Here is a 16130-nt window from a genome sequence, read left to right on the forward strand (position 1 = left end):
GACACAATCGGCCGCGGGGCAAGCCCGCGGCCGATTTTTGTAGGAGGCGGTCCGGTTAAATTTGCCGGTCCGGTGTAAAATGGTAGTAGACCCTGTCCATCCTGACAAGCAAAGGAGCACCGTCCTATGAGCGACAACTTGAAGCGAATCGGCATTATAGACATCGGGTCCAACTCGATCCGTCTGGTCATCTACGATACTACGGAGGAAGGCGGCTACCGCATTGTGAAGGAATGCAAGTATTCCGCCCGCCTGAGCGAGAAGATTACCGCCGAAGGGCGGCTGGAGCGGGAGCGGCTGGAGGCCATTCTGCCGGTGCTGCGGCAGTTCGTCCGCATCTGCGGCGTATTCGGCGTCGGCCAGATCCGCGCGGGCGCTACGGCCGCGATCCGCAACGCCGCCAATTCCCGGGAGATCATTGCGTTTCTGTCCGAAGAGTCGGGCATCCGGATTGAGCTTATCAGCGGCAGCCAGGAGGCTTATTTCGGCTTTCTGGGCGTCATCAACGCCTTTGACGTGCAGGACGGCTTTGTCATCGACATCGGCGGAGGCAGTACGGAGATCACGCTCTTCCGGGGCAGAGAGTATATCAGCAGCGTCTCGTTCCCGTTCGGAGCGGTCAATATGAATGTGAGGTTCGGACAAGGCGGCAACTGGACCGAGGAACAAGTGCGGAAGCTGAAGGCCTATGTCATGGGACGCCTGGTTGAGCATGACTGGCTCAGCACCGGCTCGGGCCTGCCGCTGTACGGCCTCGGCGGAACGCTGCGCACCCTCGGCAAGCTGGATATGAAGCAGCACGATTACTCGCTGCCCAACACGCATGGCTATACGCTCTCTACCGAGACCGTGCGGCGGTTCGCGGAGACGCTCCCGGCCATGCCGTACGACAAGCGCAAGGACCTGGAGGGACTGTCCAAGAGCCGCAGCGATATTATTGTATCGGGTGTGGTTATCTTTCATACCGTCTACGAATATCTGGGTGCGACCCGGGCCGTCATCAGCGGAGAAGGCTTGCGGGAAGGCATGCTTCACGATCTGCTTGATCCCGGGCATCCCGTTCGCAAGAGTGCGCTGGAATACAGTCTCGGGACAATTCTCCGGCTGGATGCCGGCGCGTCTTCCGAACACCTGCTCCGCGTGCACGAGCTGGCCCTGGAACTCTACGAGGGGCTGCTCGGAGACGAAGGGACGGATGAGCAGCGGATGCTGCTCTATGTCTCGTCCCTGCTGCACCGGATCGGCTCGAACGTCAACTATTATCAATCGAAGCGCCATACGCGCTACTGGCTGATGAACGCTCCGGTTCGCGGGCTCAGCCACCGCCAGCTCGTTCTGTGCGCGTTCATCGCCTCCTACAGCACCAAAAGCCGGAAGCAGAAGCTGGCCCTTCTGCATAGAGACATTCTTCTGCCTTCCGACGAGGAATGGATTCACCGGCTGGGCTCGCTGGTCCAGCTCGCGGCCGCGCTCGATGCCGGCGAGACGGGGCAGGTTACCGGGCTAAAGGCCTCACGGCACGGCGCCAGCCTGGATATCAAGCTTCAGACCGAAGAACCTCTGCTTCTGGGTCAGGAAGAGATCGAGAACGCCCTTAAGGCGTTCAGGAATGCCTGGGATCTGAAGGTGAAGCTTGAGGCTCCTTCCATCGGCTGACTTCCATCGCGGCGAACTGGCTCCGGAACGGAGCCTTTTTGTCGTCCGCCCGTTCGTAATATCCGCCGGGCAGCAGGAAGCTGGCCTTAACATTGTCCTGAAGGGACAAGCCGAGAATATTGACGATCTGGCCGCGGATAACCGGGTCCTGCACCGGACACATCAGCTCCACCCGGCGCGTCAGATTCCGGGTCATCCAGTCCGCGCTGGACAGATACACCTCGGGCTTGCCCCCATTCTCGAAATAATAGATTCGGGAATGCTCCAGGAAGCGGTCGACAATGCTGCGCACCGTAATCCGCTCGCTGAGCCCGGCGACGCCGGGCCGGAGACAGCAGACGCCCCGCACGATCAGATCAATCGCCACGCCGGAGCCGGCGGCTTCGTAGAGATCGTCGATCACCTGCTGGTTGGACAGGGAATTCATCTTGCCGATGATGCGGGCGGGCCGCCCCGCCGCAGCATGGGAGGCTTCGCGCTGAATCAGCTTCTGCAGCGACAGACTCATGCCGGAGGGAGCGACGATGAAGGCGTTCCAGTCCTTTTGCTCGGAATAGCCGGTGATCTGGTTGAACAGCTCCGAGGCGTCGAGACCGATGTTCTCCCGGGCGGTGAACAGACTCAGGTCTGTATATACCTTGGCGGTGCTGTCGTTGTAGTTCCCGGTTCCGATATGCACATAGCGGCGAAGCTCGGGACCCTCCTGGCGGACGATCAGGGTAATCTTGGCATGCGTCTTGAGGCCGACCAGCCCGTAGACGACATGGCAGCCCGCCTGCTCCAGTTGGCGCGCCCAGGCGATGTTGCGCTCCTCATCGAACCGGGCCTTCAGCTCCACCACAACCGTGACCTGCTTGCCGGATTCGGCCGCTCGGGCAAGGGCGGCGATCAGCGGCGAGTTGCCGCTGACGCGGTAGAGGGTCATCTTGATGGCCATCACCTGGTCGTCCTCGGAAGCCTGCGTAATGAAATCAACCATGGCGTCGAACGATTCGTAGGGGTGATAGACGAGCACATCGCGCTGGCGAAGCACTTCGAAGAAATCCTCATTCTCCGCGAATTCGGCAGGATAGACCGGGTTGACCGGCGGATAGTTCAAATCATGATATCCCTTGAGGCTGTTGGCAAAATGACGCAGGAACCCGAGGTCCAGCGGCCCGTCGATTTCGAAGACGAAATCTTCCAGTTCAAACTCTGCCTGAAGCTGTTCCAGCGCATAGGGATGAATGTCTTTCTGGACTTCCAGCCGGGCCGGAATGCCGCGGCGGCGTTTGCGAAGCTCCTTCTCGATCTCTTCCAGCAAATCCTCTGCCCCTTCCTCGTCGATCGACAGGTCGGAATTGCGCGTCAGCCGGAACTCGTTGACCGCAATCGGCCGATAGCCGCTGAACAACGTATGGATATGCCGGCGGATTACTTCCTCAATGAACACGAACTGCCGCTTCTTGCTGTTGGCCCGGTGGGGAAGAGGGATCAGGCGCGGCAGGCTTGAAGGAATTTGCAGAATGGCAAAATACGGTTCCGTGCCGTCCTCGGCTTCGTCTTCGCGCTCCAGAAGAACGGCCAGGTAGACATACTGGCTGTGCACGAGCGGGAAGGGACGGCTCTGGTCCACGGCCATCGGGGTAAGTACCGGAAAAATAATATCCTGGTAATAAGTCTCCATGGCAGCTTCCTGCGAATGGCTCAAATCGTCGTAGCGGGTCAGCACGAGCCCTTCTTTCTGAAGTTGTCGGGCGATCTCCCGGTAGGTGCGGTACTGCTCGCCGATCATTTTGCCTACCCGTTTGAACAGGCGCTTATACAGGCCGGACGGCGTGTAGCCGGTAAAATCCTTCTTGGTGTAGCCGGCCCGAATCTGGTCCTGAATGCCTGCGACGCGCACGCTGATGAACTCGTCCAGATTGCTGGAGACAATGCTCAGGAACCGGGCGCGTTCCAACAGCGGATTCTCGGGGTCTTGGGCTTCCTGAAGAACCCGGCGGTTGAATTCAATCCAGCTCAAATCCCGGTTCAGATAGGGAATGGCGGGAGCGGGGGCGGTATTCGGCTTCTTCTTGTCGTCGGCGTTCATGGGGTTCTCCTCCATAAATTCTATAGTATGTAGGCGGCCAAACTCTCATTCTATCAGATTAACCTGCTTCTATTAGTTTACCCGTTTGCGCCACCGGTTTTGTTAACGGAATGTAAAATATATTTAGGTTAACATATTCTTTAATATGTAACCAAAATCTCTTGGCTACAACCTGTGGTTTCAAAGTGGTAACAATTACATAGGCATAGGTTACAAAATTGTGATATATTCAGAGCTGTGAGGAATTGGTACCCTACATAGAAATTTGTCTGAGGAGGAAGAAATGAATTTGCAACGTATATGGAAAACGGCAGCCGCTGCGGCTGTCAGCCTGTCCGTTCTGCTGACGGCGCTTCCGGCGCAGGCCGACCGGATTCATGTTGCCCAGGAGGGCACTACCTACTATCGTATCGCTCAAAAATACAGCGTAAAGCTGGATTCGCTGCTGAAGGCGAATCCGTCCATTGCTCCGAACAATATTTACCCGGGCCTGCGGATTGTTGTCCCGGTTGCCGAAGCCGGCGCGGCATCCCGTGAGACCCTGCCCGCAGGCGGAGCAACCGCGCTTCATGCCCTTTCAGTCACCCCTGCGGAGAAGACGGTTGAAGCATGGGGAAAGACGTTCAATTACTCCGGAACGCTTCAAGTAAAAGCAACGGCGTATTCTTCGGCGGCAAGCGAGAACGGCTGGGGACCCATCGACTACTTTGGCAATCCGCTGAAGCTTGGCACCATCGCGGTCGATCCGAGCGTGATCCCGCTGGGCACCAAGGTGCTGGTGACGGGGCATTCCCATCCGGGACTGCCGAAGACCGCATTTGTTGCAACGGCAACCGATACGGGCAGCGCCATCAAGGGCAACCGGGTGGATATCTTTATTCCGGGGAGCCAGAGCTTCGTGTCTGAATTCGGCTTCCAGTACGTTACGCTCTACTTCATTGATTGAGCGTCTTCATCATGACCCTGAACAGCAGAAAGCTCCGTCCCATCCGGGAACGGAGCTTTCTGCTGTTACTCAGGGGCGGCACACGGAGTATCTTGGCTTACCGCTCGGGCAGATCAAGCAGTTCAGGCACTGTCACCAGCCGGTAGCCCCTGGCCCGAAGAGTTCCGATGATCTCGGGCAGCGCCTTGATCGTTCCGCTCAGGTCGCTGCCGACTCCGCCGCCCCCATGCTGAAGAACGATGGAACCTCTGGCTGCCCGGGAGAGCACATTCCGCTTGACCTGCGCTTTGCTTAGCCCCCGCCAGTCCTGGGAATCCACGTTCCAGTTGATGATCCGGTAGCCGTTGGACCGGGCCCAATGAAGCTGCTTCTCGGTAATTTCTCCGTAAGGCGGCCGGATCAGTCTCGAACGGTACCCTGCCGTCCGCTTCAGGACAGCGTCCGTACGCAGAATCTGGGAGCGGAACCCCGCAACCCCCATTTTGGTGAACAAAGGATGGTTGTAGGAATGGTTGCCGATGCTGTGTCCGTCCCTGACGATGCGGGCGACCAGATCCGGATGCTTCTCCGCTCTGCTGCCGACGATAAAGAAGGTCGCCTTGACCCCCGAACGCTTCAGAACGTCAAGAATAGCCGGTGTGAACCGGGGATCGGGAACATCGTCAAAGGTAAGGGCTATCTCCCGCGTCCGCGGACCGCGGGCACGAATGATCTCCGGATAGCGGCGGATCAGTTGGGACAGGGTCAGCGGCGGTTCGGCCTTCTCCAGGGAAGCCGCCGGCCGCTGGCGGCCGGCCGGTTGCGAAGCGGGCGCCGGAGCCGTCTCCGAGTCCGAGGCCGCCGGAGAACGGGCACTCCACCGGGCGGCTTCGGCGCCCGCTCTCCGGAAATCGGCGTTCCCCGGGAACGGACTCAGCAGGAGCAGAGCCGCTGCAAGGATCAGAAACAGGCGATGAAGCATATTCAAGACTCCCTTCCGGCATATTCCTTGGTTTGCCCCGGCTCCGGAGGATTTATCCGCCGCGAAGAGTTCCTTACTTTTCTTAAGAGGGTGAAGAGGTGTATACTAGCGGATAGCAAAGCCGGGGACCTTACCCTATGCAAATACAATAAAAAGCCGGAAGCGGCGGAAGGATGGAGAAAACAATGGCTCAGCTGTTCACGCCTTATGAAATCAAGAACCTGAAGCTGAAGAACCGGGTGGTGATGCCCCCGATGTGCCAATACAGCGTCGTGGCCGAAGACGGAATTCCCAACGATTGGCATTATGTTCATTATGTCAGCCGTGCGGTCGGCGGCACGGGACTGCTGATCGCCGAGATGTCGGGCATTGAGCCGGACGGACGGATTACCAATCAGGACACAGGAATCTGGAGCGACGACCAGATCCCGGCCTGGAGACGGATCACGGAGGCTGTGCACAGCTACGGCGCGAAGATCGGTATCCAGCTCGGCCATGCGGGCCGCAAGGCGCAGGACGCGGAGCCGCCGGTCGCTCCGTCGGCCATCGCGTTCGACGGAAAGTCGAAAGTTCCGGCCGAGCTGTCCACCGAGGATGCCGAGCGCCTCGTTGCCGCGTATGCGGCGGCTGCCCGCAGAGCGGTGGAGGCCGGGTTTGACACCGTCGAAATTCACGGCGCCCACGGCTACCTGATTCATCAATTCCTGTCGCCGCTGTCCAACCGGCGGGAGGACCGTTACGGACAGGACCGTCTGCTCTTCGGAGAAGAAACCGTACGCGCCGTAAAAGCCGTACTGCCGGAAGACATGCCGCTCCTGATGCGGGTCTCCGCGCGCGAATACGTGGACGGCGGCTACGGTACGGACTATGCGGTGGAGTTCTGCTCCCGCTATCATGCGGCGGGCGTTGACGTCTTCCATATCTCTTCGGGCGGCGAAGGCCCGATCGGAGCAGGCGGACTTCCGACTTCCGGCCCCGGTTACCAGGTGGGGCTTGCGGAAGCAGTCCGCCAGGGTGCCGGTGTGCCGGTTATTGCGGTGGGCCGCCTGGAGGACCCCAAGGAGGCAGAAGCGGCGCTGGCGGAGGGACGGGCCGATCTTATTGCCGTCGGCCGCGCCATGCTGAGCGATCCGTACTGGGCGCTGCATGCCCAGGAAGCGCTCGGCGGCGTATGCGATATTCCCGAAGCCTATGTCAGAGGCGTGTGGAAAAAAGCCTGACCGATGTGAACTAAATCACAGAAATCCGGCTCCTTCTACGGCATGTTTAATAAGATAAAATTTGAAGGAGCTTGATAACGTGGGGACGGTATTGTTTAACGAGCGATTGAACGACGGGGTGTATCATCTCCGGGTCGGAGGCGCCTACGGAGGAGCGATGGGACAATTCTATATGGTAAGAGCCTGGAGCTCTTACCCGGTGCTGTCCCGCCCGCTGAGCATTCATGACGTAGGGGAGGACGGCATCGACTTCCTGTACCATGTGGTCGGAGAAGGGACGGAGCTTCTCAGCCGTCTGAAGCCGGGAGACCCGATATCCCTGGAAGGGCCGCTCGGAACCGGATTTCCCTCCGTTCAGGGACGCGTTGCCCTTGTCGGCGGCGGCATCGGCATCGCCCCGCTGTATTACTGCGCACGGGAACTGGGACCAAGCGACATTTACCTGGGCTTCAGCCGCGCACCGTTCCGGACCGAAGCGTTTGAACCGTTCGCCTCGCGTCTGACCGTCGATGTCGGCGGATTGATTCTGGACCGGATCGACTTTGCGGATTACGACCATGTCTTCGTCTGCGGTCCGCATCCGATGCTGAAGGCCGCCCAGCTCAAAGGCATAGCGGCCTCCTCGTCGGGAAGCTCCTCTACGGTCTATCTCTCGCTGGAGAACCGGATGGCGTGCGGCATCGGCGCCTGTCTCGTCTGCAGCGTCTCCTGCCGGGACGGGCAGCGCAAGGCATGCGCGGACGGCCCCGTATTCCTGTCGGAAGAGGTGATCTTCCATGACTGAAGTGAATATGAGCGCCGTCATTGCCGGTGTGCGCTTCAAGAATCCGGTCGTTATGGCATCCGGCACGTTCGGCTTCGGCCATGAATACGGGCAGCGCTATGACCTGAATCTGCTGGGCGGCATCTCCGGCAAAGGTCTGACGCTGAATCCGAAGGCCGGCAATCCGGGAACCCGGGTGTACGAGACGCCGTCCGGCATGCTCAACAGCGTCGGTCTGGAGAATCCCGGCATTCCGGCCTTCCTGGAGAAGGAGGCGCCCTATTGGGCGGCGCTCGACACCGCCCGGATTGTCAATCTGGGCGGCGGGACGCTGGACGACTATGTCCGCGGCGCGGAGCTGATTCAGGCCGACAACGCCCGGCGGGAGGCCGCCGGTGCCAAGGCCGTCGATATGATTGAGCTGAATATCTCCTGCCCGAACGTCAAGGAGGGCGGCATTGCCTTCGGCGTGCGCACGGTAGCGGCCCGGGAAGTCCTCCGGGCCGTTCGGGCGGCGACCTCGCTGCCGCTTGCGGTGAAGCTGTCGCCGAACGCCGAAGACATCGCCTCGATGGCGGCGATGTGCGAGGAGGAGGGAGCGGACGCCGTCTCCCTCATCAACACAATCAGCGGAATGAAGATTGACATCCGCCGCCGCGCCAGCGTTTTTCACAATCTCTATGCCGGTCTGTCGGGCCCGGCGGTCAAGCCGGTTGCGCTGCGAATGGTGCATCAGGTAGCCCGGGCTGTCCGGATTCCCGTCATCGGCATGGGGGGGATCGCCAGCGCGTCCGATATTCTGGAATTCATCATGGCAGGTGCGGCCGTCGTCCAGGTGGGGACGTATAATTTCATGAACCTGGATGCGGGACGGGACCTGGTTGCAGATCTCGAAGCGCTGATGCTGTCCGAGAATATCCGGACACTGGATGAAATTCGCGGCATCGTTTAGAATGTGGGTATAAATTAGGATAGGGAAGGGGACTGAACTTGCCTTCGCAGCGCTTTAACCCGGATGACATCACCTTGGTCGAATCCGCCGTCGGCGACGATCTGCTGCTGCTGATTACCGGCGGCGTCCGCCATATCGGGGCCTGCAGCACAGCCTATCTGGCCGATGACGGCTCCGTACAGGTATTGACCCAAGGGCTGCCGCATCACAAAGAGCATACGATCAGCGAGTCGGTGGCGGTTCGCGCAGCGCGGGAACTGCAGACGACGGTAACCGTGGTCATGGGCATCCACTACGATAATCTGACCCGCGCCGAGATTGAAGAAGTGGTTCAGGTGGTCGGTGAACGGGTCAAAGAATATTTAGTGGGTAAAATTTGAAACGTCCAACCCCGTCCTGCGTAATACTAACCAAACGCGTTTCCCAAACTATTCTTGGAGGAATGAACCCATGTCGATTTTCAAAAGATTGCGCGATTTAACGATGTCCAACATTAACTCTATTATTGACAAGGCCGAAGACCCGATCAAGATGACGGATCAGTATATCCGCGATATGACGGAAGATCTGGAAGACGCCGAGAAGGCGGTTGCCGCCCAGATCGCCATCGAGAAGAAATTCAAACAGCTCTATGAAGAGCAGGAAGCGCTGGTAACCAAGCGCAACCAGCAGGCCCACGCAGCAGCGCAGGCCGGCAATGCGGATCTGGCCCGCCGCGCGCTGGAAGAGAAGAAGACGGCCGAAGGCAAGATGGCGGAGTACAAGACCAGCTACGACCAGAACAAGGCTTCCGCCGACAACCTGCGCGCGAAGCTGGAAGAAATGCGCAAGCAGCTCGGCCAGATGAAGAGCAAGCGTGAGACGCTGGTCGCCCGCTACAATGCGGCCAAGGCCCAGACCGAGATCAACAAGGCCATGAGCGGGTTCAGCTCCGATTCGGCTACAGCCGGACTCAAGCGGATGGAGGAGAAGATGCTGCAGGCGGAAGCCCATGCCGAAGCCAGCAACGAGATGAACTCCGGACGCAAGTCGCTCGACGACGAGTTCGAGCAGCTCGGCAAAGATCAGGGCGTAGAGGACGAGCTGGCCGCCCTGATGAAGCAGTACGACAAACAGCAATAACCGGAACCGGGAGGAACGGCCTCAATGAGCGTATGGAAGCGTATCGGCAATCTATTCTCGAAGGCTCCGGCGCCCGTAGCCGAGAAGAGCGTCCTGCAGCTGTCGCCGGGGGATATCTGCGAAGTGTCCCTCGTCACCTATGAAGTGACGGGCCGGGTCAGCAACCGCAGCCGCAACGCGGTCCTGCTGACGCTTCGCGACGGGGCTGACATCGCCTATCTCCACATCGAACAGAGGGAGCAGCTTCAATTCGCGCTGTACCGCTCAATCGATGGGCGTATGGACAGTCTGACCGAGGTTCCGGCCACAATGGTGCTGGATGACGAGACTTACTATCTGGAAGAAGAATACGAAGGATACGTGGCCGTCAGCGGGCAGACGCCGTTCATGAATGCGGGAGAACAGCATGTCTGGCAGTTCCAGGCTGACAACAGCCGGCTGCTGCGAATCGAGTGGCAGAACGGCCGGTTCGTCCTCTACGAAGGCGAGAAGACAATCCCGGGCGATGTCCGGGTCATCCGGGCATCTTGACCGGAAGGCATCCGGCGTTCTAAGGTTAAGGGGTATTCCGTACGGCGTGCAGCCGGCGGGATATCCTTTTTTGATCGTTGCAAGTAGCACTGCCAAGTCCCTAAGGAGCAGGAAGGGAGAGAAGAAGCATGGGTGAAGAGAAGGAACGGACAGGCCGGTTCGAGCGGCAGGCGCTGCCGCTAATGGAAGCGCACCGCCTGCTGATGGAACAGGCGGTGCAGGGCGGCAGCGAGAAGGTGCCGCTGGCGCAGGCTGCGGGACGGGTGCTGGCCGAAGAAATTCGGGCGTCTCATCCTTTTCCGGCGTTTGACCGTTCGGCAATGGACGGCTACGCGATCCGGGCCGCCGATACGGAGCGTTGCCAAGCGGGAGAAAGCCTCACGCTTCGGATTGTCGAGGAGATTCCGTGCGGCTCGGTGGGAACGGTGCCGATTGTGTCCGGTACGGCAGCGCGGATAATGACCGGAGCGCCGATCCCGGAAGGCGCCGATGCGGTGGTGATGCTGGAGATGACCGAGACGCCGGAGACCGGCGGGAAGGACGGCGGCGGGGGAGCTGTCCGGATTCAGGTCCGGGCCGAACGGGGCCAGCACATTACGCGCCGCGGTCTGGAGCTGGAGGAAGGAGAGGCGGTCCTGCTTCCCGGGACCGATATAGGTCCCGGAGAAATCGCCATGCTCGCCGCTCTGGGAATCCCGGAAGTTCCGGTTATCCGCAGACCGCGGGTAGCCGTATTCGCCACCGGCAGCGAGCTGCTGGATGCCGGCGAGCCGCTGGAGCCCGGCAAGATCAGAGACAGCAATTCGCCGATGCTTACGGCGCTTCTTACGCAGTGCGGCGCAGAGGCTGTGCCGCTTGGCGTCATCGCCGATGATCTGGAGCAGGCCCGCAGCCGGATTCAGATGGCGCTGGAGCTGTATGACCTCGTTCTGACGACCGGGGGAGTGTCGGTGGGCGATTATGACATTATGGGCGATCTTGTGCGCGAGAGCGGCGCCGGCATGCTCTTCAACAAAGTGGCGATGCGGCCGGGCAGCGTCACCACGGCGGCTGTCCGGGGCGGCAAGCTGCTGCTGGCGCTCTCGGGCAACCCCGGGGCTTGTTACGTCGGCTTCCAGCTTCTGGCCCGTCCGCTGATCGGCCGTATGCTGGGCCGCCGGCAGCCCGATCTGCCGGAATGGAAGGCGGTGCTGGCGGAGGATTACCGGAAGAAAGGAAACTTTACCCGCCTGGTGCGTGCCCGGCTGGAAGCCAGGGAAGGCCGGCTATATGCGGTCCCGGCAGGCATAGACGAGTCGAGCGTGACGGTCACGATCATGAAGAGCGACTGCCTGATCGTCGTGCCCGAGGATCAGACCCGCCTGGCCGCCGGTTCAGAAGTGACGGTGATTCGGCTTCCCTGAGGAGGGGATCTCCGAGAAGCTTCGGCAATAACGGACGACTGAGAACGGCCGCCAGCTTAACAGCGCCTTGCACGATTCGCCCAGAACGGCCAATCGCCCAGAACGGCGGCAGCCAAGAAGAGCCGCCGTTCATTTACGCTACTTATTATCAAATTACAACATATGAAAAATTCACACAAGGAATATCACGCTTCTTTCTCTTTCGTTATTCCCGCCGACCCTCCGCAAGAGCCGTCTTTATCACTCCGCCAAACTTGGCTCAAAAAGTAAAAAGGGCGGCCGTCCTCCCGAACGGGCCCCCTTGTACCTTCTTGCAGCTCCGGAGACCTCCGCCATTCGAGCGCTGCTTGCCGTCCGGGCATCGCGTGCCGAAGAGCAAGCCGAGCCTAGTTTCCGTTTCGCCGCTCGATGGCCTCGGACATGGTCTTGTCCGTCAGATGCGCATAGACCTCCGTGGTCTCCGTAGAGGCATGGCCGAGCTGCTCCTTGGTCTTGTAAATATCATTCTGGAGATAATAATCCGTCGCGAACGAATGTCTTAGCTTGTGCACGGTCAAAAACGGCTTGCCGAAGCGTTTGGCATACTTGATAATCATCTCTTGAATGGCCCGTTTGGTCATCCGCTTGCCTTCGGAAGCGCCGTTGGGAAGCGTGATGAAGAGGGCCTTCTCGCGTTTGGGCGTACGGTACCGGGCCTGGCGGACAGCCAGATAGGCGGACAGCTCATCCTTGGCCTGCTCGCGGAAATAGACCGGTGTCTTGAAGGTCTCATCATTGTTGCCCTTCCGGTAGACGTAGAGCAGCTTATTGTTCAGATCGAGATCGTCCAGGTTGAGGTTCACCACTTCCGAGACGCGCAGCCCGGAATTCAGGATCAGACTTGCAATGCAGGCATCGCGTTCCCGGTTCTGCAGATGGGCATAATGCGCCTGCTTGTTGCGTTCGACGTCCCGGCCGTAGCCGTCCAGAATATAGCCGACAAATTCCAGCAGTTCCTCCTCCTCCAGAATTTTGCCCTTCAGCTTGGCGGCCGTATCCTTCGGCTTGTGGATGCGTTTGATTTCGACCTTGGCCATTACATTGCGCTTGAGGAGCGGGTAGAAGTGCTCGTCCTCGGCGATCTGGCTCAGATAATGGAACAGAGAGCGGAGGGCGGACAGCTTGCGGGAGACCGTCGTCCGCGAGTTGGTTCCTTCCATTCGTGTGGTCAGGTACAGACGGTAGCCGACAATGCTGTCCATGTGGAGGCGCTCCAGATCCAGCAGTGTAATGTCGGCGTTCTTCCCGGCCTCGGACAGCCCCTCCATGCGAAGGTAGCCGAAGAAGGACTCGTAATCCCGGACATACTCCAGCAGCGAAGAGGGGGAGAGGTCAGGCAGCTTGTAATCAATGAATTGCTGTACGAACCACGGAAGCGATGGAAGATGCTCTTCCAGCTTCCTGCGGTCGCTTGTTTTCTGAATGCTCACGAAGGTTCACCTGCGCTTAAGTAGAATCAGACCGATCAATCTTCATTGTATCACAGGCAGGGGCAGAGGAGAGGACGGTCCGAGACCGGGCCGCCTTGCGGCAGGAGAAGCAAAGCGCTATGATGTTTAACAGAATATGGCGAACATACAGAGGTGACTACATGGAACTCGGACTTGAACGGGTCCCCTACGAGCGCAAGACCGTGATTTCACGGCTGATGCAGTTCTATCTGTACGACTTTACCCGGTACCTCGATATCCATGTCGACCGCACCGGGGCATTTCCCGAGTATCCGGGGCTGGAAGCTTACTGGAACAGCGGCAGCAACAAGTATCCGTACTTGATTACATGCGACGGCCATCCCGCCGGTTTTGCGCTGGTGGATCGGCTGCTGAGAAGTCCGGAGGGCGACTTTTATATGACGGAATTTTTTGTCATGCAAAAATACCGCCGCTTCGGCGTCGGCACCTGGGCGGCCCACCGGCTGTTCGATATGTTCCCCGGAGACTGGAAAGTCTCCCAGGTGCGGGCCAACACGCCGGCGCGCACCTTCTGGCGGCGCGTAATCGGAGAATATACGAACGGAATCTATGAAGAACGGTATGACCATCGTCCGGGCAACCCCAGCCAATATTTTAGTACATTAAAAGTTAATAATGTTAACGATTAAAAAGGAGATGAAAGGCTTGTATTTGCCATCCTTTCAGTTGACGGGCAAGACCGCGCTGGTTACCGGCGCGGGGAAGGGCATCGGCCGGGCGCTCGCTGTCGGCCTTGCTGAAGCAGGCTGCGACGTGGCGCTCGTGTCGCGGACAATGGCCGATCTGGAACAGACGTCGGCCCTGATCGAACAAGTATAGAGCGCCCGCAGCTTCCGATATGCCGCAGATGTCAGCGACCGTGCAGCGATGGAGAAGACGGCCGCACAGGCCTTGGCCGATCTCGGGCGGCTGGACATCTGGATCAACAACGCCGGCATGAACATACGGACGCCAGCCCTTGAAGTCACGGATAGCGAATGGGAGACCATCGTCGGTACGAATCTGAAATCGGCGCTGATCGGTTCGCAGCAGGCTGCCCGCTTCATGAAAGAGCAGGGGGGAGGGAGCATCATCAATATCGCTTCGGTGGCGGGTGTGACCGCTCTGCGGACCGGGGTCGTCTATGGAGCGACGAAAGCCGGGATGATTCAGATGACCCGGAATTTGGCGCTGGAATGGGCGCCTTACGGAATTCGGGTCAACGGAGTGGGGCCGTGGTATTTCAAGACTCCGCTGTCGGAGAAGGTGCTTGCGGACGAAGCGTATCTGAGCCGCATTCTGGACCGGACACCGATGGGCCGGATCGGTGAGCTTCGCGAACTGGTCGGTCCTGTCGTGTTCCTGGCATCCGAGGCTTCGTCCTACATGACGGGCCAGACTTTGATTGTTGACGGGGGAATGAGCATCTTCGGCTTTTAGTGGACAGATATAATAAATATTATGTAAACTTAGCCCGTTGGATATCCCGGTTATCCGCTCCGGTTGAACCCAAAGATTGACTTCCCAATTGACGTCCCAATTTAATATAGGGAATTTCCGGCCCAACAAAACAAATTTTCAACATATGAAAAATTCAAAATAAAAAATCCATTCTATCCTCACCCGCCGCCACAATTCAGCAAACGCAACCAACGAACACCGAACTCCTAAAAGCCGTGAAAAAGCGGACCCTGCCAGGCCCGCTTCTGCTTCAACCAGAACCGCATATGTAAAAAGGATATGTAGGACATTCATCCTGCGATTGTGTCGCAGGGCTGCTCCTCGTTCGCTTCCGCGGCCTCCCGCGCCGTCAACCGGCGGTGAGCCAGCCACAGCAGCGGGAGACCGAGCGCCGTTGTAATTGCCAAGGGGATGAAGAGCGCCGGGCCGCTGCCCGCGCCGAGCTGATCGAGCATCATGCCTCCCATTACCGGAGCCAGGACGTAGCCGAATCCGTTGAAACCGATCGTGCCGAAGTAGGTGCCTTTCCACTGCGGTTTGGCGATCCGGTCGATCAGCATGTCCATCATGGTGAAGATCAGCACCTCGCCGACGGTGAACACGACAACGCCTGCCATCAGCAGAGCAACTCCCTGAGCCGCTCCGAACATCAGCATGGAGCCGCAGATGCACAGATTGCCGATCATCAGCGGCACCACGGGTGGAAGATTGCGCGTGCTGCGAACAAGCGGGAACTGGACAACCAGCACAATTACAGCGTTAAGGGAGAGCATGTAGGAGAACAGCTTCCCGCCGTTGGTGAAATGCGGACTGAGCACCAAATACTGCGACATGGTTGAGCCGAAATGCGCATAGCCGAGAACGCAGAAGACGGTCCCAAGGAGCACCGGCAGGAAGACCGGGTCGCGTCCGGTAATTGCCATGGCTTCCCGGAGGCGGGGCGCTTCAACCCGTTCCGGCACAGGAAGCGTATCCCGGTTGCGCGAGAATTGGAGAATCAGAACGAGTCCATAGAGCACATATACGATGCCGCCCAGAAGAAACGGGGAAGTATTCTCCGTTGACCCCAGCTGCGCCCCCACCAAGGGACCAAAGACCACCCCGATATTGATCGCCGCATAGCGCAGATTGAAGATCAGAAGCTTCTTGTCAGGAGAGGTAATGTCGGAGAGCAGCGCCCGGGAAGTCGGTTCGAACAGCGCCCGGCACAGACCGTTCAGCGTGTTGACGACGAAGAACATCCACAGAACCGTCGAACCCGAGAAAGCGACGAATACGGAGGCCCAGCCGAAGATAGAGAAGAGCATGACTTTCTTGCGTCCGATAATATCTGAGATGTACCCCCCGTAGAAAGAGACCAGAACGCCTGCGAGGGAGCTGACTGCGATGGTCATCCCGGTCTGTGTGGTGGATGCGCCCAGATGGCGAACCAGGTAGATGGAGAGAAAAGGAATGCTCATGGATGAGACGAGACGGCCGAACAGCGTCCCGAGAATGATGGTCCAGGCCAGGGGGTGAATCCCCCTAAGATGGCTTTTCATGGCTACCTCC

14 protein-coding genes and 1 pseudogene are annotated in these 16130 nt (G+C 59.0%); 11 read left to right on the forward strand and 4 right to left on the reverse strand.

The genetic code is table 11. The annotated features are described in order from the left end of the window. Positions 1-126: 126 nt before the first annotated feature. Positions 127-1656, forward strand: a complete 1530-nt coding sequence (locus tag RBI05_RS06160; protein ID WP_310550438.1) for a Ppx/GppA phosphatase family protein — start codon at positions 127-129, stop codon at positions 1654-1656. Here the strand turns inward: RBI05_RS06160 and ppk1 are convergent. Further along, positions 1604-3730 (reverse strand): polyphosphate kinase 1, encoded by a 2127-nt coding sequence (gene ppk1 / locus RBI05_RS06165; RefSeq protein WP_310550439.1) that lies wholly within the window; start codon positions 3728-3730, stop codon positions 1604-1606. The genes RBI05_RS06160 and ppk1 overlap by 53 nt on opposite strands. A gap of 283 nt (positions 3731-4013) precedes the next feature. Here ppk1 and RBI05_RS06170 point away from each other — a divergent pair, with 283 nt between their 5' ends. Continuing rightward, on the forward strand, positions 4014-4676 hold the full coding sequence (locus RBI05_RS06170) for a 3D domain-containing protein (protein ID WP_310550440.1): 663 nt from the start codon (positions 4014-4016) through the stop codon (positions 4674-4676). A gap of 97 nt (positions 4677-4773) precedes the next feature. Here RBI05_RS06170 and RBI05_RS06175 read toward each other — a convergent pair whose 3' ends face one another. Next, a complete protein-coding gene (locus RBI05_RS06175; RefSeq protein WP_310550441.1) occupies positions 4774-5637 on the reverse strand; it encodes a polysaccharide deacetylase family protein in 864 nt (287 codons plus the stop codon). Between the two features lie 185 nt (positions 5638-5822). Here RBI05_RS06175 and RBI05_RS06180 point away from each other — a divergent pair, with 185 nt between their 5' ends. The 7 genes from RBI05_RS06180 (at position 5823) to RBI05_RS06210 (ending at position 11628) form a co-directional block, all read left to right on the forward strand. After that, complete coding sequence (locus RBI05_RS06180) at positions 5823-6857, forward strand: NADH:flavin oxidoreductase/NADH oxidase (protein ID WP_310550442.1); 1035 nt, start codon at positions 5823-5825, stop codon at positions 6855-6857. A 79-nt stretch (positions 6858-6936) separates the two neighbouring features. Next, positions 6937-7641 (forward strand): dihydroorotate dehydrogenase electron transfer subunit, encoded by a 705-nt coding sequence (locus tag RBI05_RS06185; protein WP_310550443.1) that lies wholly within the window; start codon positions 6937-6939, stop codon positions 7639-7641. Then, positions 7634-8572, forward strand: coding sequence for a dihydroorotate dehydrogenase (locus tag RBI05_RS06190; protein ID WP_310550444.1), 939 nt, complete (start codon positions 7634-7636; stop codon positions 8570-8572). The genes RBI05_RS06185 and RBI05_RS06190 overlap by 8 nt, the downstream gene beginning before the upstream one ends. A gap of 38 nt (positions 8573-8610) precedes the next feature. Further along, the gene (gene lpdD / locus RBI05_RS06195) at positions 8611-8952 is read left to right on the forward strand and encodes a prenylated flavin chaperone LpdD (protein ID WP_150457384.1); all 342 of its coding nucleotides are present in this window, start codon (positions 8611-8613) and stop codon (positions 8950-8952) included. A 70-nt stretch (positions 8953-9022) separates the two neighbouring features. Then, positions 9023-9694 (forward strand): PspA/IM30 family protein, encoded by a 672-nt coding sequence (locus RBI05_RS06200; protein WP_150457385.1) that lies wholly within the window; start codon positions 9023-9025, stop codon positions 9692-9694. Between the two features lie 24 nt (positions 9695-9718). Continuing rightward, positions 9719-10225 (forward strand): DUF4178 domain-containing protein, encoded by a 507-nt coding sequence (locus tag RBI05_RS06205; protein ID WP_310550445.1) that lies wholly within the window; start codon positions 9719-9721, stop codon positions 10223-10225. A 128-nt stretch (positions 10226-10353) separates the two neighbouring features. Then, on the forward strand, positions 10354-11628 hold the full coding sequence (locus RBI05_RS06210) for a molybdopterin molybdotransferase MoeA (RefSeq protein WP_310550446.1): 1275 nt from the start codon (positions 10354-10356) through the stop codon (positions 11626-11628). Between the two features lie 386 nt (positions 11629-12014). On the opposite strand, the gene xerS is transcribed toward RBI05_RS06210, so the two are convergent. Further along, entirely contained in the window at positions 12015-13097 is a 1083-nt protein-coding gene (xerS, locus tag RBI05_RS06215; RefSeq protein WP_310550447.1) for a tyrosine recombinase XerS, read from the reverse strand. A 161-nt stretch (positions 13098-13258) separates the two neighbouring features. Between xerS and RBI05_RS06220 the strand changes: the two genes are divergently transcribed. Together RBI05_RS06220 and RBI05_RS06225 are read left to right on the forward strand one after the other, a co-directional pair. Then, positions 13259-13768, forward strand: a complete 510-nt coding sequence (locus tag RBI05_RS06220) for a GNAT family N-acetyltransferase (RefSeq protein ID WP_310550448.1) — start codon at positions 13259-13261, stop codon at positions 13766-13768. A 16-nt stretch (positions 13769-13784) separates the two neighbouring features. Next, positions 13785-14558 (forward strand): annotated as a pseudogene (locus tag RBI05_RS06225) (SDR family NAD(P)-dependent oxidoreductase). Positions 14559-14869: 311 nt separating this feature from the next. Here the strand turns inward: RBI05_RS06225 and RBI05_RS06230 are convergent. Further along, a complete protein-coding gene (locus tag RBI05_RS06230; RefSeq protein ID WP_310550449.1) occupies positions 14870-16120 on the reverse strand; it encodes an MDR family MFS transporter in 1251 nt (416 codons plus the stop codon). Positions 16121-16130: the final 10 nt, after the last annotated feature.

This window comes from Paenibacillus glufosinatiresistens (assembly GCF_031470375.1).
In the GTDB taxonomy this organism is placed as follows: domain Bacteria; phylum Bacillota; class Bacilli; order Paenibacillales; family Paenibacillaceae; genus Paenibacillus_AQ; species Paenibacillus_AQ glufosinatiresistens.